At 60.7% G+C, this 25,062-nt stretch carries 22 protein-coding genes and 1 pseudogene; 8 read left to right on the forward strand and 15 right to left on the reverse strand.

Annotation, left to right across the window (positions count from 1 at the left end; translation table 11 throughout):
- Positions 1–248: 248 nt before the first annotated feature.
- A pseudogene (locus tag BM059_RS19990) lies at positions 249–1,658 on the reverse strand (putative bifunctional diguanylate cyclase/phosphodiesterase); the annotation flags it as partial.
- 647 nt (positions 1,659–2,305) lie between these two features.
- Here BM059_RS19990 and BM059_RS19995 point away from each other — a divergent pair.
- The 3 genes from BM059_RS19995 (at position 2,306) to BM059_RS20005 (ending at position 3,666) form a co-directional block, all read left to right on the forward strand.
- On the forward strand, positions 2,306–2,548 hold the full coding sequence (locus BM059_RS19995) for a hypothetical protein (RefSeq protein ID WP_074941082.1): 243 nt from the start codon (positions 2,306–2,308) through the stop codon (positions 2,546–2,548).
- The gene (locus BM059_RS20000; protein WP_074941083.1) at positions 2,541–2,837 is read left to right on the forward strand and encodes a LasR-specific antiactivator QslA; all 297 of its coding nucleotides are present in this window, start codon (positions 2,541–2,543) and stop codon (positions 2,835–2,837) included. The genes BM059_RS19995 and BM059_RS20000 overlap by 8 nt, the downstream gene beginning before the upstream one ends.
- Before the next feature lie 202 nt (positions 2,838–3,039).
- Positions 3,040–3,666 carry a LysE family translocator gene (locus BM059_RS20005; protein WP_074675198.1) on the forward strand — a complete coding sequence of 209 codons (627 nt, stop codon included), beginning with the start codon at positions 3,040–3,042 and terminating at the stop codon, positions 3,664–3,666.
- Positions 3,667–3,690: 24 nt separating this feature from the next.
- Here the strand turns inward: BM059_RS20005 and BM059_RS20010 are convergent, their stop codons facing one another.
- Positions 3,691–4,002 (reverse strand): chorismate mutase, encoded by a 312-nt coding sequence (locus BM059_RS20010; protein ID WP_074941084.1) that lies wholly within the window; start codon positions 4,000–4,002, stop codon positions 3,691–3,693.
- A 161-nt stretch (positions 4,003–4,163) separates the two neighbouring features.
- Positions 4,164–5,837, reverse strand: coding sequence for a sensor domain-containing diguanylate cyclase (locus BM059_RS20015; RefSeq protein ID WP_074941085.1), 1,674 nt, complete (start codon positions 5,835–5,837; stop codon positions 4,164–4,166).
- 343 nt (positions 5,838–6,180) lie between these two features.
- Between BM059_RS20015 and BM059_RS20020 the strand changes: the two genes are divergently transcribed.
- Complete coding sequence (locus BM059_RS20020) at positions 6,181–8,232, forward strand: TonB-dependent receptor (protein WP_074941086.1); 2,052 nt, start codon at positions 6,181–6,183, stop codon at positions 8,230–8,232.
- 403 nt (positions 8,233–8,635) lie between these two features.
- On the opposite strand, the gene BM059_RS20025 is transcribed toward BM059_RS20020, so the two are convergent.
- Both BM059_RS20025 and BM059_RS20030 read right to left on the reverse strand, forming a co-directional pair.
- Entirely contained in the window at positions 8,636–9,775 is a 1,140-nt protein-coding gene (locus tag BM059_RS20025) for an acetyltransferase domain-containing protein (RefSeq protein WP_074941087.1), read from the reverse strand.
- Between the two features lie 87 nt (positions 9,776–9,862).
- A complete protein-coding gene (locus tag BM059_RS20030; protein WP_074941088.1) occupies positions 9,863–10,843 on the reverse strand; it encodes a GlxA family transcriptional regulator in 981 nt (326 codons plus the stop codon).
- An 89-nt stretch (positions 10,844–10,932) separates the two neighbouring features.
- Here BM059_RS20030 and BM059_RS20035 point away from each other — a divergent pair, with 89 nt between their 5' ends.
- Together BM059_RS20035 and BM059_RS20040 are read left to right on the forward strand one after the other, a co-directional pair.
- Positions 10,933–12,135, forward strand: a complete 1,203-nt coding sequence (locus tag BM059_RS20035; protein ID WP_074941089.1) for an NAD(P)/FAD-dependent oxidoreductase — start codon at positions 10,933–10,935, stop codon at positions 12,133–12,135.
- Positions 12,136–12,222: 87 nt separating this feature from the next.
- Positions 12,223–13,995, forward strand: coding sequence for a S8/S53 family peptidase (locus tag BM059_RS20040; protein ID WP_074941090.1), 1,773 nt, complete (start codon positions 12,223–12,225; stop codon positions 13,993–13,995).
- 12 nt (positions 13,996–14,007) lie between these two features.
- Here the strand turns inward: BM059_RS20040 and BM059_RS20045 are convergent, their stop codons facing one another.
- The 7 genes from BM059_RS20045 to BM059_RS20075 form a co-directional block, all read right to left on the reverse strand.
- Positions 14,008–14,538, reverse strand: coding sequence for a GNAT family N-acetyltransferase (locus tag BM059_RS20045; protein ID WP_074941091.1), 531 nt, complete (start codon positions 14,536–14,538; stop codon positions 14,008–14,010).
- A gap of 85 nt (positions 14,539–14,623) precedes the next feature.
- Positions 14,624–15,193 carry a DUF1285 domain-containing protein gene (locus BM059_RS20050; RefSeq protein WP_037000286.1) on the reverse strand — a complete coding sequence of 190 codons (570 nt, stop codon included), beginning with the start codon at positions 15,191–15,193 and terminating at the stop codon, positions 14,624–14,626.
- Positions 15,194–15,287: 94 nt separating this feature from the next.
- Complete coding sequence (locus BM059_RS20055; RefSeq protein WP_074941092.1) at positions 15,288–15,890, reverse strand: DUF4823 domain-containing protein; 603 nt, start codon at positions 15,888–15,890, stop codon at positions 15,288–15,290.
- A gap of 217 nt (positions 15,891–16,107) precedes the next feature.
- On the reverse strand, positions 16,108–17,634 hold the full coding sequence (locus tag BM059_RS20060; RefSeq protein ID WP_208606117.1) for a tripartite tricarboxylate transporter permease: 1,527 nt from the start codon (positions 17,632–17,634) through the stop codon (positions 16,108–16,110).
- Positions 17,635–17,647: 13 nt separating this feature from the next.
- The gene (locus tag BM059_RS20065) at positions 17,648–18,100 is read right to left on the reverse strand and encodes a tripartite tricarboxylate transporter TctB family protein (RefSeq protein WP_074941093.1); all 453 of its coding nucleotides are present in this window, start codon (positions 18,098–18,100) and stop codon (positions 17,648–17,650) included.
- A 99-nt stretch (positions 18,101–18,199) separates the two neighbouring features.
- Entirely contained in the window at positions 18,200–19,171 is a 972-nt protein-coding gene (locus BM059_RS20070; protein WP_083413309.1) for a tripartite tricarboxylate transporter substrate binding protein, read from the reverse strand.
- An 82-nt stretch (positions 19,172–19,253) separates the two neighbouring features.
- On the reverse strand, positions 19,254–19,904 hold the full coding sequence (locus BM059_RS20075; protein WP_074941095.1) for a 4-carboxy-4-hydroxy-2-oxoadipate aldolase/oxaloacetate decarboxylase: 651 nt from the start codon (positions 19,902–19,904) through the stop codon (positions 19,254–19,256).
- 69 nt (positions 19,905–19,973) lie between these two features.
- Between BM059_RS20075 and BM059_RS20080 the strand changes: the two genes are divergently transcribed.
- Positions 19,974–20,891 (forward strand): LysR family transcriptional regulator, encoded by a 918-nt coding sequence (locus BM059_RS20080; protein ID WP_074941096.1) that lies wholly within the window; start codon positions 19,974–19,976, stop codon positions 20,889–20,891.
- Positions 20,892–20,907: 16 nt separating this feature from the next.
- Here BM059_RS20080 and BM059_RS20085 read toward each other — a convergent pair whose 3' ends face one another.
- The gene (locus tag BM059_RS20085; RefSeq protein WP_037000291.1) at positions 20,908–21,876 is read right to left on the reverse strand and encodes a GTP 3',8-cyclase MoaA; all 969 of its coding nucleotides are present in this window, start codon (positions 21,874–21,876) and stop codon (positions 20,908–20,910) included.
- A 79-nt stretch (positions 21,877–21,955) separates the two neighbouring features.
- Entirely contained in the window at positions 21,956–22,579 is a 624-nt protein-coding gene (locus tag BM059_RS20090; protein ID WP_003461933.1) for a TetR/AcrR family transcriptional regulator, read from the reverse strand.
- Positions 22,580–22,654: 75 nt separating this feature from the next.
- On the opposite strand from BM059_RS20090, the gene BM059_RS20095 reads away from it, so the two are divergent.
- Complete coding sequence (locus tag BM059_RS20095) at positions 22,655–23,788, forward strand: aminotransferase class V-fold PLP-dependent enzyme (protein ID WP_074941097.1); 1,134 nt, start codon at positions 22,655–22,657, stop codon at positions 23,786–23,788.
- Positions 23,789–24,192: 404 nt separating this feature from the next.
- Here the strand turns inward: BM059_RS20095 and BM059_RS20100 are convergent, their stop codons facing one another.
- A complete protein-coding gene (locus BM059_RS20100) occupies positions 24,193–24,975 on the reverse strand; it encodes a TatD family hydrolase (RefSeq protein ID WP_074941098.1) in 783 nt (260 codons plus the stop codon).
- Between the last annotated feature and the right edge of the window lie 87 nt (positions 24,976–25,062).

A 25,062-nucleotide genomic window follows, 5' to 3' on the forward strand; every position in this document is an offset into this window, starting at 1 on the left:
ACCCTGGATAAACCGTTTCATGGGCTTCCCTTGCGATGAAATTCTCAGAAATCATAGCAAGGGTATGTCCGGGCGTTTTTACACACTCTGGGCCATTAGCGGACGTTTATAGCAGGGAAATAAATCTGCTCCCTTTCCCCGCTTGGGCGAGCAGGATGTCGACCAAAGTGCGATTACGGTTCGCCGGCTCGATACACGACTGCGCAAAGAAATGCTCCTTGATGTCAGATTTTCAGGGCTGGGCTCCGTTAGGACTGCCGGTCAGGCATGGATGTCGGGAATCCCAAGAACGCTTCAAGCTCTACAAAAGGCATCGGCTTGGCAAAGTAATACCCCTGAAAAACATCACAGCGGCTGCCCTTCAAAAATTCCATTTGCGATGCAGTTTCCACACCTTCGGCGACCACCTTCAGGCTGAGGTGATGGGCCATGGAAATAATGCCTTGGGTGATTGCGGCATCATTGTGATCGGTCGCGATTTCCTGAACGAAGGAGCGGTCAATCTTGATCTTGTCGATGGGCAAGCGCTTGAGGTAGCTGAGGCTGGAAAAACCGGTGCCGAAATCATCGAGTGCAATGCGCACCCCCAGCGCCTTGAGTCGGTGCAGCGTTTCGATCGCCTGATCAGCGTTATTCAATAGCAGCGACTCGGTGATCTCCAGCTCCAACTGCTCACTCCGCAGACCATGTTTCTCAAGGGTGGCCTGGACATAGTGGACGAAATGGCCACGCTGAAAATGCATGGGCGAAATATTCACGGCCATGGAGATGCTGGTGACGCCTTGGTCGCTTAGCTGACGCAACTGCGCGCAGGCTGTATCAAGCACCCAAAGGCTTAGCGGGATGATCTGGCCACTGTCTTCTGCCACCGGCACAAACGCGGCTGGTGAGATAAATCCTTTTTCCGGATGCTCCCAGCGCAGCAACGCTTCGAGCCCAACCACTCGGCCTGTGCGCGCGTCTATCTGCGGTTGATAGTGCAGTTGTAGGGTCTGCGTTTCGATTGCCTTTTGCAGGTCGTTGCGTAGGCTTGCGTGCTCGCAAACGCGCTGGTTCAGGTCGCTGGTGTACCACTGAAAGTTGTTGCGCCCTTGCTGTTTGGCTTTGTACATGGCCATGTCAGCCTGCTGGATCAGCTGCATCGGCTGCTCGATATGACCATCGCTCAGGGTAATACCGACACTCGCACTCACGTGCAGGTCCATGCCTTGGACGCAGTAGGGTTTGGCAATGCTGGCCATCAATCGCTCGGCCACCAGTACAACGTCCTCATCACAAAGCAGGTCCGGCAGCAGAACGATAAATTCATCGCCGCCCATGCGCACTACGGTATCGCTGGGACGAACCTGTTGGATCATACGCTGCGCGACCTCAATCAGCACTTGGTCACCGTAGTAGTGCCCGATCGAATCGTTAATGGATTTGAATCCATCCAGATCAATGCACATCACCGCCAGGCGACGCTTATGCCGGCGAGTGATGTGACAATCCAGAGCCAGCCGGTCCTCAAGCGAAACACGATTAAGCAAACCGGTCAGCCGGTCATGGTTAGCGTTGAAGCTCAATTGGCGCTCGAAATGCTTCTGCTCACTGATATCCCGGGCGATGCCAAACACACCGACGATCTCGCCATTGACCATGATAGGTGAATCGTCCAGTCTTCAGAGAGTCAGAAACAGTGGGCGGCCGATCACTGTCCACTAGTACGTCGGTATCGCACTGTATAAAGCACTGATGAGCTAAAAACAGACTCAGAGCCCAAATAAAAAACGGTATCAGCTTGCCACCGTCTGGCTGTCTTTGCGCTCTCGACACACGGCAATGTCTTGGCCGAACGCAAGGGAGCAGATAAGTTTTTCCCGACTCTAGAACGTCCGCCTAGTTGGTCGATTGTAGCGGTTGATGATCGTCTGCAATGGCCGATAGCTGCCGATCCAAACCTTGCCCTGCTCCCTCCCCCACGCTACAGTCCGCCCTGTCACGGTCAATCCCGTGACCGGGCGTCAGAACCCGAAATAGACCAAGGCGCGGTAGCGCCATAGCTGAGTAGCCGGCGCTTTTTTTTGTGTCTGGTTACCGCATTTCTATGGTGGGCCGCACGGGGCAGGCTTCGGCCTGGCCGGTTGCCTTGGTTGCCGGTTTCTGACCCCCGTGCGGTCCGCCTCCCATCACCGCGTCAGAACGGCGGGAAGCGGCTCCTTAAACAAACCAAGGAGCATAAGGAAAATGCACTATCCCCCTTTTACCCAAGGGCTCCGCCCTGGGCTGCTGGCTGGCATGTCGACTTCCATTTTGGAGGTGCTGCATGGCCAGGTCTGAATCCGTCGTTATCCCCTTCCCTACGCCACGCAATCCGCTGCACAGCCATCTGGCGGACGATTGCCCGACCCAAGCGGCGGCCGAGTATCGCGCAGCGTTGCTGGCCAAGTTGCTGCGCCGTTTGCCGGAGCCGGAGCTGGCGAGCACCACAAGTGCGCTGCTGAGCGAGCTGATCGTGCTCTATCGCCAGGCCATCGCCCAGGCGCAGGGAGGCAACGCCCATGGCTGAACGGCATATCACTCACCTGCCCGCCCACGACGGCCACCCTGGCGCCGAGTTCGGTTGGAACGAGCAGAGCCAGGCGAGCTTCATTCATGGCGTGCAGCAGGCGCAGGCATGGCTGGACGATGCCAATAGCGGCTGGCTGTGGGCCAATCTGCTGCTGGAACGCCAGCTGTTCCCGCCCGGTGCGCAGCGGCATGCCTTCGAGCTGGGGTTTCTCAGCCGCATCCATCAGCGCTTATGCTCGCCGCTTGGCGGTGAGCATCAGGCCAGGCGCACGGAGTTACGGCTGTAGGCTGGCGGCCTTTATTTGAGTCGTCACTTGCTACAGAGAGAGGCCATTCGTTCATATGCAGCAAGTGGTATCCCTCTGTATTTACCATTCGGCAGTTGTGTCGCATTTCCGGCCGCGATGGTTTGCCCCGGCCAATTTCGCTGCGTTAGTGTCGGCCGTCTCAGGGGGCGGAGCCCTCATTCGTTTCAGCATGGAGGTGTGTATGTTCCCTATCGATACCTGGCTGGCTTATACGGGCGCCTGCATTTTGCTGGTGCTGGCTCCCGGCCCGGACAATCTGCTGGCGGTGGCGCGCGGGCTCGGCCAGGGCCGCTTGGCCGCCATCGTTTCAGGTATGGCGTCGGGCACCGGGATTCTGTTTCACGTGCTGGCGGCGTCGCTGGGGCTGACGCTGCTGATGCAGACGTCAGAGTTGGCGTTCTGGCTGATCAAGTGCATCGGCGCCGGTTATCTGCTCTGGCTGGGTATCAAGGTGCTGCGCACGCGCAACCTGATCAGTTTTCGCTCCGTCACCCGGCAATCGCTGCCGAGCATCTTTCTCACCGGTTTTCTGTCTGCCGCGCTCAACCCCAAGCCGGGCTTTTTCGTGTTGGCGTTCATCCCGCAGTTCGTCGATCCGCAGCGCGGCTCGGTGAGCACGCAGATGCTGGTTTACGGCCTGTGGTTCGCGGTGCTGACGGCGGTGGGCTTCGCGCTGATGGGTGTGTTCGCCACCTCGCTGTCGCGCTATTTGCAGGCGCGGCCACGGGTGGTGAAGGGTTTGAACCTGGGCGCGGGGATGACCTTCGTGGCCTCCGGCGTATCGGTGGCGACGCTGAGCCAGCGTTAGGCTCAGCATCAGCGGTAGCACCGATCAGGCGCTGCCGGCTGTTCCTGTCGTCAAGGCGGCATGGGTGCGCAGCTCTTCGTCGATGAATGCGGCGATCATCGCGCGGTAAACCTGCTCCACCACTGCTGCCGAGGCGCTGCGCTCGTCGGCGAGTGCACGCACCTTGGCGATGACCTGTTCGACGCGCGCAGGGGCGCGAACGTCTGCACTGTCTTTCTTGAAACGCGCCGCCTGGGCGACGAAACCGCCGCGTTGGGCGATAAGGTCGACCATGGCGCGGTCGATCTGGTCGATGCGCTCGCGCACCTCTTCAAGGGAATTGCATTGCACGTCCATATGACGATTTCCTACGGTGGTTCAAATGGGGCAACCACGTTAGTCAGCATGGTGCCGAGCGTCCAGCGCAAATGCCCGCAGGTTTGCGCGGCGGAAGCCGGCTGTGACGCCTGTCACTGGCGCGTGCTGGAGCCTTGCTGGCGGCCTGTGTTGGCCGCCCCTCAATGATGCTCGATGCGATTTCGCCCGCCGCGCTTGGCGCAGTACAGGGCGATATCGCTGCGCGACAGGGCTGCCTCGACGCTGGCGTCGCTGGCGTTGAGCGAGGAGATGCCGACGCTGACGGCGAGGAAGATCGGCTCCCCGGCATGCACGATCGGCGCCTTGGTCAACTCGCTCTGGATACGTGTGGCGAAGTGCATGGCCTGGTCCAGATCTGCCTCGCTGAGGACCACGGCAAACTCTTCGCCGCCCAGGCGCCCGGCGGTGTCGGTCTTGCGCAGCTGGGTACAGAGAATCGCCGCGAAGTGGCGCAGCGCCTGGTCGCCGACGTTGTGGCCCCAACGGTCGTTGATGGCTTTGAAGTAGTCGAGGTCGAACATCAGGATCGCCGCGCTCTGCTCAGGGCTGCGCTGCAGACGCGCCAGTTCGGCTTCGAGCTGGCGCATGAAGTGGCGACGATTGGCGAGCTGGGTGAGGAAGTCGGTGGTGGCGAAGGCCTGCAGCTCGGCTTCGATCTGCTTGCGTTCGGTGACGTCGGTCATGAAGCCATGCCAGATCACGCTGCCGCCTTCTTCACGACGCGGGCAGGCTTCGCCCTGGCACCAGGCGATTTCACGCCCCGGCACCTGCACGCGAAACGCCAGGTGCCAGTCCGAAAGCTCCTCGGCCGATAGCTGCAAGGAGTCGATGAAAGCCATGCGGTCGTCCGGGTGGACGATGGCCGTGAGCGCCTGAGCGTCCTGCATCAGCTGCATCGCACTGAGCCCGCAGATGGCTTGCGCGCCGGCGCTGACGTAGGTGAAAGCGGATGTGCCGTCGACCTGCCGGCGGAGCTGGAAGACCATGCCGGGAATTTCATTGGTCAGGTCGGTCATCAGTGCCGCGGTCTGCTGCACCTGGTCGGACAGACGCCGCATAGCGGTGATGTCAGTGGTGGTGCCGATCATTCGCAGTGGTTTGCCGTGCTTGTCGCGCTCGACCACCTTGCCGCGGCTGCACACCCATTTGTACTGGCCGTCGCGGCAACGCAGGCGATGCTCGACTTCGTAGGCCTCGGTGCGCTGATCCAGGTGCGCCTGGATGGTCGCGCGAACATAACCGAGGTCGGCCGGATGCACGCGGGTATAGCTCTCTTCGATGCGGTTGCCGATTTCGTGGTCGGCATAACCAAGCAGGGCCTTCCAGCTGCTGGAGTAGTGAATGTCGCCGGTGCTGATATCGCGGTCCCAGATGCCGGTGCCGCTACCGGCGATGGCCAGCGCCATGCGCCGTTCGCTGTCGTGCAGGACGGCAATTTCATGGCGTAGCCGGGCTTCGTCAGCTTCGCGCGCGAGCAGGTCGAGGGCTAGCGCGGCGAAGTCCTGCAGGGCGTCATGCTGCTTGGCATCGAGCTCACTCGGCTGATCGAAATGCAGGTACAGCGTGCCGAGCCTGGCACCCTCTTGCATCTGCAATGGCCAGACCAGGGTTGTAGGCGAGGTTTCGTTGATGCCGACGATCTTCGCCTGCTGTGCATCGCCCAGAGTAGGGCTGGCCCAGATATGGCGAGCAGCGCCGACGCCGGAAACCAGAACGGCGGTGGAGTCGAAATAGCGGCTAATCAGGCGCACAAACCCATCGAGCCGCTCATCATTGGCGCTGCTGAGCGCATTGGCTGAATACAGGGGCTGCATAGTGATTCTGCTTGGATATAAACACGGAAGGCGCCTGATATTGATACGCCATTAGCGGCTTGGCGTCTAATCGTTCGTGCAGGTCGAGCCACTATTCATCGGCCTTTGCGCCGAATGCTCAGCCACTGATGGTTCGAGTCAGCGTCTGCTCTGACTCCGACAGCGGGATTTGAAGCTGGCCGAACTCGTCAATATTGTTATGATATAACGTCCTTAAAGAGATCATTCGACGATACGTTCCGGCCAACCGGACAGCCCGCTGCTGCCTGAAGAGTCGCCAGCCAGCGCAGCAGATCAGCACAACCCCCTCCCTCACTTAGAAAACGCAACGCTAGGAATACCCATGAAAGCCACTTCGGCCGCCCTCGCCGTCATGACCGCTCTGGTCACGCCTCAGATTCACGCAGCTTCGTCCGGCAACTCCACCGTCTCGCTCGGCTCGGTCTATGTCACCCCGGAGGCCAGCGGTACGCTGCGCACCGACAGTATCCTCACGTCGGTCGACATCATGGGCAGCGACAAGATCGAAGATAAGAACGTGATGAACAGCTGGGAGCTGGTGGGCCAGATGCCCGGCATCCAGCTGACCGAGACGCGCATGGGCGCCGAATCCGGCAAGGTGACCTTCCGCGCGTTCAATGGCGAGGGCTACATCAATGGCATCAAGACGCTGATCGACGGCGTGCCGAGCAACGTCAACAGCGGTAACCAGCGTTTCATCGACATGGTCTTCCCGCTGGACCTGGACTACATCGAGGTGGTGCGCGGCACCAATGACCCGCGCTACGGCCTGCACAACATCGGCGGCAACATCAATTTCGTCACCCGCCAGGGCGGCAACTACACCGACGGCCGCCTGACCTACGGCAGCTTCAACACCCGCGAATTCCAGCTGGCCGTGGGCCACGAGGAAGGCAACTTCGCGCAGAACTACTTTCTGGCCAAGCAGGATTCCGACGGTTTCCGCGACAACAGCAACTCCAACAAATACTCCCTGGGTGGCAAATGGTTCGTCACCGATGACGAGCAGACCATGAAGCTCGGCGTGGTCGCCCGCCTCTACCACCACCAGGCCGAGGAGCCGGGTTTTCTCACCGCGCAGCAGTTGGCCGCGAGCCGCTCGCAATCGCCGGAGAAGAACGCCAACGATGGCGACGACCGCGACATGAAACACCTCAGCGCGCATGCCGACTTCCAGCTCAGCGACGACCTGAGCCTGAGCAACAAGCTGTACTACAACAGCTACGACGATGACCGCACCGTGACCTTCACCAGCTACCCGGTCGGCAACGCCCCGCGCCAGCGCCGCCAGTGGGAAGAGCGCCAGACCGGCGTGCTGAGCAATCTGACCTGGCGTGCCCACGAGATGCTGACCCTCGACGGCGGCATCAACTACGAACAGCAGAACAACGAATACCGCCGCTACCGCTACAACTTCGGCATCCCCACCGATTTCGACGCGCCGCCGGCGCGCACGCAGAACGACGACAGCTACACGCTGTACAACACCGGCGCCTATGCCCAGGCGATCATCCAGCCCATCGAGCAGTTGAAGATCATCCCGGCGTACCGCGTCGACAAGTTCTCCGGTAATACCGAGCTGATGAACGGCGAGAAGGCCGAGCTGCAGGACTATGGCTGGATCGAGCAACCCAAGCTCAGCGTGGTGTACAGCATCACTCCGGATATCAACGTCTACGCCAACTGGGGACGTACCTTCCAGATTCTCACCGGGTCGACCGCACCGGCCTACATGACCGCCGGCCAGGCCTCGTACAAACCGTCGATCAACACCGGCAAGGAAGTGGGGGTGAAGTTCAAGCCCTTCGCCGGCTCCGAAGCGCGCATCGCCGTATGGCAACAGGAAGCCACCGACGAAGTGGCCAACATGCCCAGCACCGGTACTACCGTCGGCCTGGGTGAAACCAAGCGTCGCGGCATCGACATGCAGCTCACCGCGCAGCTGAACGATCAATGGACGGTGTGGGGCTCACATGCCATCCAGGAAGCCAAGGTGGTCAGCGCGTTCACCGCAGGTGGGCAGTCACTGTCCGGCAAGGAGGTGTTCTCCACGCCGCGCTACATCAGCAATGCTGGGGTCGACTACCAGTTCAACGATGCCTGGCGTTTCGGCCTGTCGGCCCGCGCGCAGGGTGACTACTACATCGACGAGCTGAACGAGCAAGGCAAGTACGGCGGCTTTGCGGTACTCGATGCCAACGTGCGCTATCAGGTATCGGCCACCACCAGTCTCGACCTGCAGATGAAGAACCTGACCGACCGCGACTATGAATACGTGTGGTTCGACAACTTCTTCTGGGGCGGCGACGACCAGCCGATGTTCTCCCCGGCGCCCGGTCGCTCGGCCTATCTGTCGGTGAATATGAAGCTGTAAGCCGCAGCCAGGCTAAGACACTCTGCGACCTGGACTGTAGGGTGCGCCGCGCGCACCGCCAGACCAGCTCGACAACAACCGTTGCACAGGTCGCATACCACCAATGAAAAGGCCAGGGACGAACCCTGGCCTTTTTGCGTTCAAGGGGATGAGTATCAGCGCCGGTGTGGTTGCGGCTTGCCCCGGTGCGCACGGCGCACCCTACGGCCTCCGCTCTCAGGAGTACGTCAACACACTGCGCCTTGAGTCGCGTCAACCATCGCCCGCAAGCGGGCTCTACAACATGGTCTGCAACGCCCAGCGTCATGCCGATGCCGGCCAGCGAACGTAGGATGCGCCGTGCGCACCAACTGGCCACCGCGAAAGCATCCGGTACGCACGACGCGACCTACGGCAGACAACTTCAGAGGTACTTCAACCAGCGAATGTCGCGACGCCGCGCCTTGAGCCGAGCGAACCATTGCGTGGGTAGAAACAGCACCAGCGCCAGCAGCAAGGTCGCCGCCCAGACCCAACCCATCGAATCGAAGCCGAAGTAGTGCCCCTGGTTCGCCCCCCAAATGGCCAGGGCAGCGACATAGAACAGCTTCAGCACGTACAGGTGCAGCAGGTAGAAGAACATTGGCGCACTGCCAAACACGGCCAGGGTACGCACCAGGCGCCCGTCGTTGCGACGCTCGAAGGCCGCCAGCAACAGCAGGCCGATGCCCAGCGTCAACGCAAGGAACAGCAGCGACGGTGGATACTTGGTGATATTGAACAAGCCCATCAGCGTTTGCAGCGCGGTTTCTTCCACGGCCCAGGGTTTCTCGCCATAGCCATTGATCAGGCGTAGCGCCACGAACAGCGCCAGCGCAGCAAAACCGGCGCGCCGCAGCCATTGCAGACGCTGCTCGGGCGCGCTCGACCAGCGGAACCAAGGACCGATGGCATACCCCAGGGCGATTACCCCGATCCATGGCAGCACCGGATAAGACGTGCGCAGACGCAGCGTGTCGGAAAACTCGATCCAGCCACGGTCATGCAGAATCGCCCAGGAAATGTGCATTACCGACTCCGGACCAAAGTGCAGCCCATCGAGCAGGTTATGCCCGGCCACCAGCAGCAGGCCCAGGGCGGCCAGCCACACACGCGGCAGCCACAGCAGCACGGCGAGTGCCAGCATGCTCAGGCCGATGGCCCAGATCACCTGCAGATAGATCACCGTGGGCGGAAACTGGAAGGTCCAGGCGAAGCTGACCAGGGTGAACTCCAGTACCACCAGGAACAGCCCGCGCTTGAACAGGAAGGCGCTGGTCGCCGCCCGGCTCATCTGCTTCTCCCCGTAGAGGAATGCCGAAAGCCCGGTAAGCAGGATGAACACTGGTGCACAGAGGTGCGCCAGGGTGCGGCTGAAGAACAACGCAGGCTCGGTGGCGGTCACGTCCATCGGGTCGCCGACCTGCTGATGCAGGTAGAAGGTTTCGCGAACGTGATCGAGCAACATGAAGAGAATGACCAACCCGCGCAGGGCGTCGATCGAGAGAAGACGATTGGAGGACATGGAAGGCTTCGAATGGGGCGTGAAGGAAACGTAATACTATAACCAAATTCTGCCAAGCCGACGCCATCCGAGTGCGGCGCAGAGTCTTCAGCGCGAGAAGCGTCTTCGATAATCCCGCGGCGAAATCGCTAAATGACGTTGAAATGTCGCGCGCATTCGTTCCTCGTCACCGAAGCCGCATTGCCGGGCGACCACATCGATATTGCGGGTGGAGTCCTCCAGCAACCTGCGCGCGGCTTCGAGACGGAAAATTTCCACCGCCTTGGCCGGCGTGCGCCCGGTCTTCTGTTTGTACAGGCGGGAGAAATGCCGCGCGCTCATGTGGCAGCGCTCGGCCATGGCCTCGATATTCAGCGCCGGGCTGTTCAGATGATCGCCCAGCCAGCGGTGCAGCTCATCGAAGGTCGAGGTGTCCTTGGCCTGTGCTTGTAACAACTCGCTGAACTGCGCCTGCCCGCCAGGACGCTTGAGAAAGACCACCAACTCACGCGCCACCTGCATGGCCACCTCTCGCCCGCAGTCGGCTTCGACCAGTGCCAAGGCAAGGTCGATACCGGCACTGACACCGGCGGACGTCCACACAGCGCCCTGCTCGACGAAGATGGCATTGCTGTCCACTTCGATGGCCGGGAAACGCGCCTTGAGCATGTCGCACATCGCCCAATGCGTCGCCGCGCGCTTGCCCTCGAGCAAACTCGCATGAGCCAGCAGAAAGGTGCCACTGCATACGGAGGCCGTACGCCGTACTCTGCGCGCGTTGCTGGCGATCCAGGCGATCAGCTCGGTCGATTCGGCAACCGCACGCTCGATTTCCGGCGCGCCGGGCACGATCAACGTATCGACCTGCGCCAGCTTTACCTCTGCCAGCGGCTGGGTATCCACCACTAGGCCTTCGGCAGTGCCCACCAAACCGCCCGCAAGGCTGGCAGTGAGGCGCTCATAACCCGGCAGACCGCGTTCGTGCATGGCCTTGGTGGCCGCCCAGAACACCGTCTGCGCGCCGGTAAGATCGAGCAGACCGACGTGCGGGTAGGCGATGAACAGAACGGTACGCGGACGAGTTGGCATGATTTCGGGGGTATATGTCGTATCTGCCGAAATGCTCCTCTCCTAGCATGGCTCCGTCAAACGAAACGTGCCAAAGCCAGGAGTACCAGATGAAACAACGCATTCTGATTGTCGGTGGTGGTTTTGCCGGGGTATGGAGCGCCCTCAGTGCCATGCGCCTGCTCGATCAACACGGACGAACGGATATCGGCGTGACCATGCTCGCCCCTCAGCCGGAGCTGCGCATTCGACCGCGCTTCTACGAACCGAATGTGCACAACATGAAAGCACCTCTCACCGAGCTTCTGGCAGCCGTTGGGGTGGAATTCGTCCAGGGCACGGCCGAGGGCATCGATGCACCGCGTCAGCAGGTCAGCTACCGCGACGCCGCCGGCAAGGTGGGAAACCTGAGCTACGACCGCTTGGTGCTGGCCTCGGGTAGCCGTCTGATGCGCCCAGCGCTGGAAGGCATGGAAGCGCATTTGTTCGATGTCGATGAAATCGAGCAGGCGGTGCGCCTGGAGCAACATCTGGCGAACCTGGCAGAGCGGCCGCAGAGCCCCGCACGCAACACCGTAGTGGTCGCCGGTGGCGGCTTTACCGGCATCGAGACCGCGACGGAAATGCCGGCACGCTTGCGCGCCCTGCTCGGCGATGACGCCGCCATTCGCGTGGTAGTGGTCGACCGTGGCGAAGAGATTGCCGCCGTGCTCGGTGATGGCATTCGTCCTGCGATCAGCGACGCGTCGCGGGAACTGGGTATCGAATGGTGCCTGGGGCGCATGGTGGTGGCGGTTGATGCCGACGGCGTGACCCTGGATGACGGCCAGCGTATCGCCTCCAATACCGTGATCTGGACCGTGGGTTTTCGCGCCAGCGCGCTGACCGAGCAGATCAATGCACCACGCGATAATCAGGGACGACTGCAGGTCGATAGCCAGCTCAAGGTCCAGGGTCAGCCTGCGATCTTCGCAGCAGGCGATACTGCCCGCGCCGCAACGGACGATGTCGGCAACTTCAGCGTGATGTCCTGCCAGCACGCCATCGCCTTGGGTCGCCACGCAGGCAACAACGCAGCAGCCGAATTGATCGGGGTCGCGGCGACGCACTACAGCCAGCCCAAGTACGTGACCTGCCTCGATCTCGGCGCCTGGGGTGCGGTGTACAGCGAAGGCTGGGATCGCCAGGTAAAACTGATCGGCAGCGAAGCAAAGACGCTGAAACAACAGATCAACAGCCTATGGATCTACCCGCCGGTCGCTGATCGCGCCATCGCCCTGGCGGCCGCCGACCCGGCGATTCCGGTGGCCTGAGTGAGCTAACCACTTCCCCCCTAAGCTGAACGAAGCGCGGCAACGACAGTCGGAAAAGCAGGACAATCGTCACGGAAACCCTGCCCCATGCTGCCCAACCGCGCCCTTCTCTCCGCTTTCGTCGTGGCCCTGCTCAGCCCCCTTGCCGAAGCGCAGGAGCCGTTGCGTATCCACAGCCTGCAACGCTGCGGCGACCTGCTCGCCACTGAGCGACAGGACTGGTGCCTGCAGGTGCGCGGCCTGGGCACGAAGCTGCCGACGTTGCGACTCGGCGACGACACCTTGCCCGCCTCGGCAGTCAAACGCAGTGGCGATGGCCTGCGCCTGCAACTGAGCAGCGACGAACATCGCAGCGCACCGCTGTGGCTTGAGGACGGCTCGCGCGCCAGCAATCCGGTGTGGCTGTCGCTGCATCGCAGCCATGTGCTCGCCGCCGGACCGGATGAAGTGGCGAAGAACATGGATGGCCTGACCACCTATGTCGACCTGGTCAGCCTGCTGATCGAGGAAAGCCACGACGGCCTCGACGAGGCCAGGCGTCTGGCGAAGAAATACGACGCCAAGGTGGTCGGCGCCATTCCACCGCTGAACGTCTACCAGCTGCGCCTGCCGGTGAAGAATCTGACCGAGCGCGACGCGCTGGTGCTGCGTATCGGAAACGAAACCAGCGTCGACGCCGTGGTGGTGGAAGAAAGCGCGCCAGAGCGCGGCGAAGAGAGCGAAGCCGCGCGCCAGCCGACACCCAAACCGGAAAGAAACTCCGAGGAATGGGCGGCGAACCGCTTCATGGATGCGGTGAACTATTACCAGCGACGCATCCCGGCGGGCGACACGCCCATCGAAACGGAGCCGATTCGCGTTGGCGTGATCGAGCGCAACGTCGATTTCGACGCGCCCGACTTCGCCGATTACCTCGGTGCCTGCCCTGACGGCAAACGGCGCACGTGCGTCTATGCGCGTGACGCCGACGAGCCGGACAACCACGGCAGCACGGTGGCCGGCATTCTCGCCGCGCACTGGGACAAGGGCGGCAACACCGGCTTCCTGCGTGGGCTGGACAAGGCCAGCCAGGGCTTCGAAGTGATCGTCGAGCGCAACTCGGACGCCGGCATCACCGCCAACATCGCCACATCGGTAAACCTGGTGGAAGACGGCGTACGCGTACTCAACTGGAGCTGGGGCATCCACCGCGTCGGCACGCGCAATGTCGAAGGTGACGAGATCGATTCGCTGGTGCGCTCCGGCATCGCCATGAGCGGCTACGAAGAACTGCTGGAGGAGTTCTTCCTGTGGCTGCGCGAAGAACACCCGGATGTGCTGGTGATCAACTCAGCCGGCAACGGTTCATCCTACTCCGGCCGGGACGAGTACCGTCTGCCCTCCTCCTTCATCACCGAGCAACTGCTGGTGGTCGGCGGACATCAGCGCAGCAAGGAAAAAGAGGCCGAAATCGACGACCCGAGCTACGTGGTCAAACGCGACTCGTCGAACGTCGACATGCGCGTCGACATCACCGCTGCCGCCTGCGCTCGCGCCTCCACCCGTGACGTCGATGCGACCGGCGACGTGCATTGCGGCACCTCCTACGCCACGCCACTGGTCACCGGCGTGGTCGCCGCCATGCTGTCGATCAATCCGCGCCTGCAGCCGGAACAGGTGCGCATGTTGTTAAGGCGCAGTGCCATGACCATTGGCGGCGATTACGACTTCGAACCGATGGACGCCGAAGACCTGACCGCGCCGATCCTGCCATCGGAGCGCAACTACAAGATGAGCGACAAGGACGTGGGCCGCTCGGCGCGGCTGGATATGCAGAAGGCGCTGGACCTGGCGGTGCAGAGTCGCGATCGGGTGCGTTGAGGGCCGTTCAGGTCACTCGCCGGAAACCCGCTCGTAGAGCTCGACCGGCTCGACCTTGCCCTGGGCGCCGCACTGGCTATGTCCCAGGCCCAGGTGACGGAAGCCGGCCTTGAACAGAACCCGGCCGGATTGCGGATTGCGCGCCAGGTGGCTGGCGTGCAGCCGACGCAAACGAAGCTGGTGGAAGGCGAAGCCAACCAGCGCATTGCAGGCCTCACTGGCATAGCCACGGCTCCAGTACGGCACGCCGATCCAGTAACCCACCTCGGCCTCGCCGCGGCCAATGTCCTTGAGCGCCATGCTACCGACCAACGTGCCGCTGCTCGACTCGGTGATGATGAAGTTGACCGCCGCGCCGCTTGCCCAGTCCTGCACGCAGCGTTCGATCCACTGCTGCGCCAGCTCGTGCGGATAAGGGTGGGGAATGCTGCTGGTGACATCGGCGATGCGAAAATCGCCGGCCAGCCGCTGAATCTCGTCGGCGTCCTGCGGCTGCGGCGGACGCAACGTCAGGCGTTCGGTTTCGATGCGATGCTCATCCATTTGCGTCTCCTGTCAGATCCGTGGGGTGCGCCGCGCGCACCAGTGCCGCATCCAAGCTCGCTCAGTCACGCAGGGGCATGATCGCTCAAGCTGGTACAGGCCCGATGGGATAGAACACCCCGGCGCTCCACACACCCAGCCAGGGTTCTCCGTCGACCTCGCGCTCTACCGCCAGTTCCACCAATTGATAGAACACGTTGCGGTGAATCAGCGCTTCGAGGTTACGCCGCACCAGAATGTAGGGCGAGGGTTCGAGTGTCGCAGGGTCGATCTCGACACGGATCGGATGCTCGCCGCCCGCGACGACTTCGTCCTCGACGTTGGTGGTGAAACGCAACACCTGCGCCTCGCCCTCGCCTTCGACCTGCAGGGTCACGGCGACGAAGGGCGCATCCTCGACCTGGATACCGACCTTCTCCACCGGCGTGATCAGGAAGTAGTCGTCGCCGTCACGGCGGATGATGGTGGAAAACAGCCGCACCATGGGTTTGCGACCGATGGGCGTGCCCAGGTAATACCAGGTGCCATCGCGGGCGATACGCATGTCGATATCGCCACAGAAATCCGGGTTCCACAGGTGCACGGGGGGCAGGCCCTTGCCTTCGCCCTTGGGAATCTGCGCCAGCAGATCGCCCGCCTTGCCTGGATCGCTCATGCTCTCTCCTCGTCCGTCTTGCCGCGAACCGAAGAGGATACACCGTGCCACCTGTCGCGGCTAAAGCCGCTCCTACAAGGGTAGCTCGCTACTCTTAGCGCCCCACACCGAGCAGGCTGCGTGCATAGTCGTGCAGTGGCGGGCCGATCAGGTCCTGCGGCTGGGCATCGTAGAACGTCAGGAATCCGCCACGACTGCGGATACGTGCGGTGTCCACCAGATAGCGGGTATTGGTTTCGATCAGCATCAGCTGGATCGATGCGCGATCAGTGCCGAGGCGATCCACGGCCTCCTGATCCTCCCACTCTTCCAGGGTGCCAATCCGGTCGTCGCTGTAGGCGAAACGGGCATACAGCAGATAGTGCGCGCCAGCAGCACGGGCTTCAGCCATGGCTTCGTCCAGGCCTGCCGGCTCACGTGCGCGGCGCACCAGCGGGAAGTATTCGACGAAGCCCTTGAACGCCTCCTCGGCCACCACGTTGGGCCGCGGGTAGCCGTGGCCCGGCGGCACGAAATGGCCCTGGGCGATATAGATGAAGGAGTCCTGCTGCAGGCGCCGCGACGCCATGCGCTCGGTGCGACCATGGTCGAGAAAACCGGCATCGCGCAGGTGGTATTCAGCGCCACTGGCCATGTCACTGACCTTCATGCAGCCAGCCAACCCCAGCAGCGCCACCAGTAGAAGCAGGTTACGCATGAATCCATCCTCCTCATGCCGGTGACGGAAAACCGGCGGATAAGGGATAGATGCAGGTTCTGCGCCACTACCGCCCACAACTCACCCAGACTATCCGGGAGCAACGCGACGCAAGGTGATGCAGCGTATCCGTAACGTTTGAAAGACTCTCGACCCGACTGCAACTACAAGCAAGGCGGAACAGCATCTGCAGGAGCCGAGCCCCCGCAGATTGCCATTAGTTGGCGACCAGTGCCTCTCTCTTGGCTGCTCGCCGCTTGCGCCAGGCAACCAGCACAGGTGACAGCAACGACAGTACGATCAGGGCCAGCAACAAGATCGAGAATGGTCGCTCGAGGTAATAGCTCAGCAAATTGCCCTTGGACATCACCAGCGACTGACGGAAGCCCAACTCAGCCATCGAGCCCAGAATCATTGCCAGCACGACAGCGGCTGTCGAGAAGCCGGTCTTGCGCATCAGATAGCCCAACAGACCGAAGGCAGCCATCACATAGACATCGAACATGCTGTTGTTGATGGTGTAAGCACCAACGACCGATAGCACCACAATGATTGGGGCCAGAATGGCAAACGGAATCATCGAAACCTTGACCACTTGCCGAGCCAAAGCAAGTCCAACGATGCCCATCAGAATGTTGGCGAGGAACAGACCGACAATTATCGCGTAGACAATGTGCGCATTCACGGTGAACAACTCGTGGCCAGGCTGCAGGCCATGAATGTACAGCCCACCAAGCATGACCGCCGTGGCAGCACTCCCTGGAATACCCAGCGTCAACAGCGGAATCATCGCTCCGCCCGTTACAGCGTTATTGGAAGTTTCAGCTGCTGCCAACCCTTCGACCTCGCCCTTGCCGAAGTTGTCCTGGCGTTTTGAGTTACGCCGGGCCTCGTTGTATGCCACCCAGGAAGCAACATCTCCGCCTGCTCCCGGCAGAATGCCGACCAGAACCCCAATGGCCGAGGAGCGTGGAATGGTGCGCCACATGCCGCGCCACTCTGCCCAACTGGGAAAGAGCGGCCCCTGCAGCGCCGCCATCGTGGACGACTGATTTAGCGCATGAATTTTCTCGGCTTGGACCATCACCTGAGAGATGGAAAACAGACCGATCATGGCCGGAATCAGGGAAATACCATTATCCAAATCTGGCAGGTCGAAGGTAAAACGCGGGAACGCAGTCATGATGTCGACACCGACCAGGCTAATCAGCAAGCCTAGCAGACCAGAAGCCAGCCCTTTGGCCATCGCACCGGAAGACAGGCTGCCGATGATGGTCAGGCCGAAAATCGCCATCAGGAAATATTCCGGCGCACTGAACTTCAGTGATATCTGCGCCAACGGTGGCGCCAGCAGTAGAAGAGCAACGACGCTGACCAGCCCACCGATAACCGAGCAGACAGTGGAGGTCCCCAGGGCCTTGAGGCCTTCGCCGCGCAGGGTCATCTGGTATCCGTCCAGCGCCGTTGCCGCCGAAGAAGGAGTGCCGGGTGTGTGGATCAGGATTGCAGTTATGGAGCCGCCATAAACCGCGGCGCAATAGATCGCACCAAGCAATACCATGGCTGCAACCGGGTCCATGCCGAACGTCAGCGGAATCATCAGGGCGATGCCCATCGTCGCACTCAAACCCGGCAGAGCACCGAGAAAAATACCGCCGACGACGCCCAACAACAGCATCAGCAGGACTTCAACCGAAGCCAGCTTCGCCAGAACAGCCATCAGTAAGGAAGTATCAATATCCATCGTTTCTCCCCCTTCAAACCAGCAGGCCGGTTGGCAAGAAAATCTTCAGTTGCCAGACAAACAGCAGATAGATGAAAGCATTGATGGACAGCAGCACCATCAGCGCCTTGACGTAGGAGCGATAGCCGAAATACATCATGAAAAAGGCGGTCGCCAGCGAAGTAGCGGCAAAGAAACCCAGCACGGGAATCAACGCGACATAAGCAACTGCCCCGGCGTAGATGGTCAACGGGCCGCGCAACCCCTCCACGAAGAAGCGTGTAACCGCTTCACCACGATTTCGCGCATGCAGGCTTTTAATCAGCCCCCCGCCCAGAATGAACAAGGAAAATGCGCCAAGCGCTACGAGGATCAACCTGGGAAACAGTGCCGGATCTTTCGGCATTTCTGCCGCCAGGCTGTAAAAGAAAAAGCAAAACAACAGCATGCACAGCCCGATGACTGCGTCCAGATGCAGATATTTCATATTGAGAACCGAAACCTGTCGAGTTGGCCAGTAGCGCCAAAACCTCTGGCACCCGCATGAACCATGGGTGATGCCAAGCAGCATCACCCCGTAATGGACTTACCAGCCCAACAGCTCACTGAGTTCACGAATACCGTTCTCCTCCTCTAGGAGCATGGCGCGATAGTCATCCCCGGTACGGATATCGACCTGCAGGCCCATTTCTTTCATCTTGGCCAAGTGCTCAGGGTCGTTCAGACCAGCGATGAACGCCTCTCGCAGGCTAGCCAACTGCTCTTCCGACAGACCTTTGGGAGCAGCGATACCGCGTGCGGACCAGGACACCACGTCCGGGAAACCGGATTCGGAGAGAGTGGGAACGTCCGGGATAAAGCTAGAACGCTCCGGCGCCATGACAGCAATGATCGCCAGATCTCCGCCCTTGTGCGCAAGATTGGTATCTCCCACATTGGAAAAGCTGACGTCCACGTGACCGCCCTGCAGAGCGGCACGCTGTTCTGCAGTACCAGTCGTATGCACAGGGACGAATTGGGTAGCGAATTTCTGGTTCATTTTCAGCATGGCGATATGGTCATCACCATTGGCCCCTGTTGTGGAGGCAGTCAGGGTGTTGGACTTGGCGTATTCGACCAACTCCTGAATATTAGTGAAACGTGTTTCGTCCTTGTTAATGGAGATGACGCCGTAATCGGTCACATGGTTGGCGATCAGGTCGAAGTCATCCAGCGTTGCCTTACGCTTGTAGTGAGGGTCCAGATAACCCGTGGTGAGATTGGGTGTATTGATGTAGCCAAGGGTGTAACCGTCGCTTTTCGCATTCAGCATCTGAGTCCAGCCGACCCAGCCACCACCGCCGGGACGGTTGATGATATTCAAGGTAGCGCCCAGCGCCTGCTCGACCTTGGGGAAAAGAATGCGGGCCCCAACATCGGTATTGCCACCTGCGCCATAGGCGATGATGACCGACACAGGACGTTCGGGATAATCAGCGGCAGCTGGCAGCGCCATGAGCATGAATGCTGCGGGTACGATGCCCTTGAGGATATTGACTGTTCTTTTTATGGTCTTCATGAGTCGGACTCCGATTTTATTTTTATTGAGTTGCAGGTATTCAGTTTTTGACGCGCACTCCGTCGCTCGTGAAATCACACGATCAGACCAATCCCATCTGGCTCAGGGGGGCATTAAGCTCCAGCAGCTCGACAGTGCTGACACCTTCTCGAATCTTCATACGGAAGTTAGCCTCGACGTGCTCGCGCGCCATCGCACTCTCCAGCACACTGGACAAGTTCGCTGCCGGTACCACTACAAGACCGTCCACATCACCGAAGATGTAATCCCCAGGTTGGATAGTCACGTCGCCGATGGTGACCGCTACATTGATCTTGCCTGACTGCTTCTTGGCGGTTCCCTTGATGCTGACGCCACGGCAGAACACCGCGAAGCCCATTTCTTGAATGGCCTGGACATCACGCACCGAACCGTTGATCACCAATCCAGCGACCCCTTTGTGCAGCGCTTGCTCGGTGAGGATGTCTCCCCAAGGCCCCGCCTCGATAAAGGCCTTCGCATCGACCACCAGAACGTCCCCCGGCTGCACATGCAGCAGGGCGTAATGCAACATCAGGTTATCTCCGGGACGCATATCCACCGTAAAGACCGGGCCGGAGACCTTCATGCCAGGCGACAGAGGCTTCATACCCGCATCCAAGGCACCGAACGCACCTTGCGCCTCATAGATGGTGGCGCTGCCCAGCAGGCTGAGCTGCCTGGCCAGCTCTTCATTACGAAGGTTATCGATCATCTTGTTGACCCCTTGTTTGATCTGTAACCCACTATTACCTAGTATTTATCTTCACTCAATCAGCGTTTTATGCAGGAAGATCCAATAAAAATGAACCTAAGACAGGTCAAATATTTCTGCAAAGTGGTCGAATCCGGTAGCGGCAATGCCGCAGCCAAACTGCTCTGCGTCGCGCCGACGGCCATCAGCACCCAACTGGGGCTGTTGGAGGAGGATTTGGGAGGTCAGCTGTTCGACCGCTCGAAACGCCCCATGCAACTGACATCGCTTGGGCAGTTTTTCTATCCGCGAGCGAAGGAACTGCTGCTACAGGCTCAGCGTCTGCAGGAGGAATCGAACCGGGTTGCGATAGGCAATGGAGGCTGGCTTGGCGTCGGATTCATCCGCTCTACCTTGTTCTCGCTGCTGCCCAATGTCATCAGGCACTTCCGCGAGGCTCATCCGGACGTGCATCTGGACCTAGTTGAAAAGCTCTCTGAGTATCAGGTCGAGAGCCTGCATCAACGCCGCATCGACGTGGGCATCTCACGCTTCATTGGTGAATATGAACGCCACCCTGACATGGACTATCGCCTAATCTTCGATGACCCGCTCGTAGCGGTTCTGCCTGCCGGCCACCCGCTAGCCAAGCAGTCGAGTTTTTCGATAACAAGCTTTCAGGACCTGCCATTCATTCTCTACCCCAAGGATGCCCGCAGTCCTTATGGGCAGAAACTGCATGCCTACCTGAGAGAGAAAGGCGTCAACCCCACAGTCCACCATGAGGCGATTGAGATACATACGGCTTTTGCTCTAGTTGGAGCTGGGCTGGGCGGCACGCTGGTCAGTCGCTCCATGACTGACAACAATCGTAGCGATGTGGTGTTCCTACCGGTCGAGGGTATCGAAATCAGCACATCACTGGTGGCTGTTACCCGAAAAGGTGAACAGAACAAATTACTCGACAACTTTATCGAGATACTGATGAGCAGAGGCAGACAGGCATAGTCGACCAAGGCTGCTATCAGCCGCCGATGATCTTCATCACCGTCACGCCGCCGGAGAAGGCCAGGTCCTGCTTATCACCCAGCGCCTTGACCAGCAGGCGCTGCAGCGCTGGCAGGGCCTGGTGACGGGGTTTGTCCAGCAGGTCGCCAACGAAGTGGCGATTGCTCGACGACAGGCAACCATGCAGCCATCCGGTGGAGGACAGGCGCAGGCGCGAGCAGGTTCGGCAGAACGGCACGCTTTCGTTGGCGATCACACCGAAATGACCGGCGCCGGGAATGGCGTAGCGTATCGCCGTGGCGTCCACCGGAGCGCTGGCCTGCACGTACTGATGGCGGCTGCCGATCAGTTCGAGCAGCTCCGGCAGGCCAATGAACTGCTGATTGAAGGCATTAGGGTCGCGCGCCAGGTGGCCCATGCGCATCAGTTCGATGAAGCGCAGCTCGAAACCACGTTCCAGGCAGTACTCCAGCAGCGGTAGCACCTGGTCGAGGTTCTGCCCGCGCAGTGGCACCATGTTGACCTTGATCTTCATCCCGGCTTCGCGCGCCGCTTCCATGCCGGCCAACACGGTAGCCAGATCACCACCACGGGCGATGCCGCGGAAGGCGTCGGCGTCGAGGGTATCGAGGGAAACATTGAGGCGACGAATACCGCATTCGACCAGCAGCGGCAGCTTGCGCTCGAGCAACTGGCCGTTGGTGGTCAGGCTGATGTCGTCGAGGCCGAGTTGGCTGACCTGACGCAGGAAGGGCTCCAGGCGCGTGCTGACCAGGGGCTCGCCGCCGGTGATGCGCAGGCGTTCGATGCCGGCGGCTTCGATCAGGTAAGCCACACCACGCGCCATGGCGTCGGCGGAGAGTTCGTCCTGAGCGGCGACCAGACGCTTGCCATTCGGCACACAGTAGGTGCAGGCGTAATTGCAGGCGGCGGTCAGGCTGACGCGAAGGTTGCGAAAGCGTCTGCCCTGGCGGTCGACGATCATGGGGAGCTCCAGTTCGTTAAGGACCGGAGTATATCGCTATGTCGGCCACGGCACAGTCCCGTGGCCGACATGCCAGGCGTCAGGCGTCGCGCTTGCGCTTGTTGCCCATACGCACACCGATATCCATCAGGAACTGGAAGAAACCTTCCTGATCCTCGAGCACGTTACTCCAGAACGGCGAGTGATACAGCGCCACGGCGCCATGCACCAGAGCCCAGGCGGCGCAGTAGTGGAAGTATGGCGGCACGTCTTCCAGCTTGCCTTCGGCGATACGGCCCTTGATCAGCTGGGTCAGGCGCTCGAAGTTGGAAGCACGGATCTTGTGCAGCTGCTCGACCATTTCCGGCACTTGATTGCCCTTGACCACCTTCTCTTCCAGGCGGTCGAACAGGCGATAGCGCTGCGGATCGCGCATGCGAAACTCGAAGTACGCACGCGACAGCGCTTCCTTGTCACGATCCACGTCAGCCGAATGCAGCAGCTCATTGAGATCGCGCTCGTAGTCGAGCATCAGGCGCAGGTAGATCTCCGCCTTGGACTTGAAGTGCTTGTAGATAGTGCCTTTGCCGATACCGACCGCATCAGCGATCATCTCAACAGTGACGCTATCTTCTCCCTGCTCAAGGAAGAGTTTCAGCGCGGTGTCGAGAATCTCTTGCTCGCGGCGACGGAATTCGCGGACCTTACGGGGTTCTTTCTGCATAAAGGGACTGCGGGGTCAAAAATCGAAGCGCCCTATTATGCCCAAATGCGGCCAAATTGCACGGATCATCCGACCATGTACGTGTTTCATGATGAGTTCCCCCTGGAAAATGGACTGCGCTATCTGAACCATGCGGCGGTCGCACCCTGGCCGAAACGCAGTGCTGAAGCGGTTCGACGGTTCTCGGAAGCGAACGTGAGCAGCGGCGCACGTGACTATCCCGACTGGCTGAAACTGGAGCGTAGCCTACGCGAACGCCTCGTACGCCTGATGAACGCACCAAGCACCGGCGATATTGCACTGGTCAAGAATACCTCCGAGGCGCTGTCCTTCGTGGCCTTCGGCCTGGACTGGCGAGCCGGCGACCAGGTGATCATCAGCGACGAGGAATTCCCCTCCAACCGCATCGTCTGGCTGGCACTGGCCACCCAGGGCGTGGAGGTGGTCGAGGTCAGCCTCAAGGGCACTGACCCGGAGGCCGCCTTGCTCGCCGCCTTCACCCCGCGTACACGCCTGATGTCGATCAGCGCCGTGCAGTTCGCCAGCGGCCTGCGCCTGGATCTACCGCGCCTGGGCCGCGGCTGCCGCCAGCATGGCGTGCTGTTCTGCATCGATGCCATCCAGCAACTGGGCGCCCTGCCCTTCGATGTGCAGGCCTACGACTGCGATTTCGCCATGGCAGACGGCCACAAATGGATGCTCGGCCCGGAGGGCCTGGGGGTTTTCTATTGCCGCAGCGCGGTGCGCGATCAGCTGAAACTTCACGAATATGGCTGGCATATGCTCGAACACGCCGGCGACTACAGCCGCACGGATTGGCAACCAGCGCGCAGTGCACGGCGCTTCGAATGCGGCAGCCCGAACATGCTCGGCGCCTTCGCCCTGGAGGCGAGCCTGTCGCTGCTTGAAGACGTCGGCATGAACAGTGTCGGCGCCTTGCTGGAAGAACGCATACAGCGCCTCGACGATGGCATTCGCGGATTGCCCGGTGCAGTGATCCACAGCCGGCGCGACCCTGTGCGCCGCGCCGGCATCCTCAACTTCAGCCTGGCAGGCTGGAACAACCCGGCGCTGTATCAACGCCTGCGCGAAGACCAGGTTATCTGCGTGCAACGCGGACCAGGCGTGCGCCTGTCGCCACATTTCTACACCAGCGAGCAGGTGATCGAAGAAACACTGGACCTGCTAACCCAGCTGGCAAAAGGGTGAGGACTCAGCAGCGTCCGCGGTATTCCAAATCCGTTTAAAAAACTCAGGCTTTGGCCTGGACGCTCGCCGATCATGACCAATACTGAAATTTACTGGTGTGCGGCATCTCCCCCCAAGTGCCCCGCCAGCCAAGGTACCGTGGACCGCGTACCTTGATTTACTCCTAATGGTCTTGACCCGGATTCATCCCCCAGAGTCCGGGTTTTTTTTGCTCCGCAGATCGGCGCTTCCGTAGGGTGGGTTAGCCGCCTGTCACGATTGCTGATTTCACCGGATCTGGATGCAGCGTAAGCCACCATCGCTGCAACGCCTTACGTCGTCTGGTGCGTGCGGTGCACCCTACGGAGGGTCACACCTCAGGCGACACTCCGTAGCGCGGATTGCATCCGCGCTACGCCATGGTTTCAGGCCACACCAGCCAATGGGAACAGGCGTTTGAAGTTGTTCGAGGTCTGCTCGGCCAGGGTCTCGTAGCTGACGCCACGCAACACCGCCAGGTACTCGGCCACTTCACGCACGTACTGCGGCAGGTTGGGCTTGCCGCGATGCGGTACGGGCGCCAGGTAGGGCGAGTCGGTTTCTACCAGCAGTCGATCGACCGGCACCTGGCGCGCCACTTCGCGCAACGCCTCGGCATTGCGGAAGGTGACGATGCCCGACAGGGAAATGTAGAAACCGATATCCAGCGCGGCCTTGGCCATTTCCCAGTCTTCGGTAAAGCAATGCAATACGCCGGCCTGTGGCAGCGCCGCTTCGCGTAGTAGCGCCAGGGTGTCGGCGCGGGCCTCGCGGGTATGCACGATCACCGGTTTGCCAGTGATGCGCGCGGCCTCTAGATGCAGGCGGAAGGATGCCTGCTGCAGCGCAGCGGACTCTGGCTCGTAGTGGTAATCCAGGCCCGTTTCACCAATGGCGACCACCTTGGGATGCGCCAGCTCACCGAGCAGCCAGTCCAGCGCGGGTTCTGCGCCCGGCTCCAGATCCAGTGGATGAACACCCACCGAGCAATCGACATCGTCATAACGCTCGGCCAGGCCCTTGACCGTAGCGGCGTTATCGGCGCTGACGCCGATGCACAGGAAGTGGCCTACGCCAGCGGCGCGTGCCGCCTCCAGAGCAGCATCCAGCGAGCCGCCGTGGGCAGCGAGGTCGAGACGATCAAGGTGGCAATGTGAGTCGATCAGCACAGCGGGAAAACTCGGGCAAAGGGAAAGCCCGAATTGTAATCGAAAGCGGCGGATGCCTGGTCAAGCGGGAGGGACTTTAGCCGCGAC

Source organism: Ectopseudomonas composti (assembly GCF_900115475.1).
GTDB lineage: Bacteria > Pseudomonadota > Gammaproteobacteria > Pseudomonadales > Pseudomonadaceae > Aquipseudomonas > Aquipseudomonas composti.

What these genes read in the sequence shown, in the direction of transcription:
- BM059_RS20025 (WP_074941087.1), bottom strand. Translation starts at nt 9,775, where the DNA reads ATGTCCTCCAATCGTCTTCTCTCGATCGACGCCCTGCGCGGGTTGGTC.
- BM059_RS20020 (WP_074941086.1), top strand. Translation starts at nt 6,181, where the DNA reads ATGAAAGCCACTTCGGCCGCCCTCGCCGTCATGACCGCTCTGGTCACG.
- BM059_RS20050 (WP_037000286.1), bottom strand. Translation starts at nt 15,193, where the DNA reads ATGAGCGATCCAGGCAAGGCGGGCGATCTGCTGGCGCAGATTCCCAAG.
- BM059_RS20095 (WP_074941097.1), top strand. Translation starts at nt 22,655, where the DNA reads ATGTACGTGTTTCATGATGAGTTCCCCCTGGAAAATGGACTGCGCTAT.
- BM059_RS20060 (WP_208606117.1), bottom strand. Translation starts at nt 17,634, where the DNA reads ATGGATATTGATACTTCCTTACTGATGGCTGTTCTGGCGAAGCTGGCT.
- BM059_RS20040 (WP_074941090.1), top strand. Translation starts at nt 12,223, where the DNA reads ATGCTGCCCAACCGCGCCCTTCTCTCCGCTTTCGTCGTGGCCCTGCTC.
- BM059_RS20005 (WP_074675198.1), top strand. Translation starts at nt 3,040, where the DNA reads ATGTTCCCTATCGATACCTGGCTGGCTTATACGGGCGCCTGCATTTTG.
- BM059_RS20085 (WP_037000291.1), bottom strand. Translation starts at nt 21,876, where the DNA reads ATGATCGTCGACCGCCAGGGCAGACGCTTTCGCAACCTTCGCGTCAGC.
- BM059_RS20000 (WP_074941083.1), top strand. Translation starts at nt 2,541, where the DNA reads ATGGCTGAACGGCATATCACTCACCTGCCCGCCCACGACGGCCACCCT.
- BM059_RS20090 (WP_003461933.1), bottom strand. Translation starts at nt 22,579, where the DNA reads ATGCAGAAAGAACCCCGTAAGGTCCGCGAATTCCGTCGCCGCGAGCAA.
- BM059_RS20070 (WP_083413309.1), bottom strand. Translation starts at nt 19,171, where the DNA reads ATGAAGACCATAAAAAGAACAGTCAATATCCTCAAGGGCATCGTACCC.
- BM059_RS20030 (WP_074941088.1), bottom strand. Translation starts at nt 10,843, where the DNA reads ATGCCAACTCGTCCGCGTACCGTTCTGTTCATCGCCTACCCGCACGTC.
- BM059_RS20080 (WP_074941096.1), top strand. Translation starts at nt 19,974, where the DNA reads ATGCAGGAAGATCCAATAAAAATGAACCTAAGACAGGTCAAATATTTC.
- BM059_RS20045 (WP_074941091.1), bottom strand. Translation starts at nt 14,538, where the DNA reads ATGGATGAGCATCGCATCGAAACCGAACGCCTGACGTTGCGTCCGCCG.
- BM059_RS20055 (WP_074941092.1), bottom strand. Translation starts at nt 15,890, where the DNA reads ATGCGTAACCTGCTTCTACTGGTGGCGCTGCTGGGGTTGGCTGGCTGC.
- BM059_RS19995 (WP_074941082.1), top strand. Translation starts at nt 2,306, where the DNA reads ATGGCCAGGTCTGAATCCGTCGTTATCCCCTTCCCTACGCCACGCAAT.
- BM059_RS20035 (WP_074941089.1), top strand. Translation starts at nt 10,933, where the DNA reads ATGAAACAACGCATTCTGATTGTCGGTGGTGGTTTTGCCGGGGTATGG.
- BM059_RS20075 (WP_074941095.1), bottom strand. Translation starts at nt 19,904, where the DNA reads ATGATCGATAACCTTCGTAATGAAGAGCTGGCCAGGCAGCTCAGCCTG.
- BM059_RS20010 (WP_074941084.1), bottom strand. Translation starts at nt 4,002, where the DNA reads ATGGACGTGCAATGCAATTCCCTTGAAGAGGTGCGCGAGCGCATCGAC.
- BM059_RS20065 (WP_074941093.1), bottom strand. Translation starts at nt 18,100, where the DNA reads ATGAAATATCTGCATCTGGACGCAGTCATCGGGCTGTGCATGCTGTTG.
- BM059_RS20015 (WP_074941085.1), bottom strand. Translation starts at nt 5,837, where the DNA reads ATGCAGCCCCTGTATTCAGCCAATGCGCTCAGCAGCGCCAATGATGAG.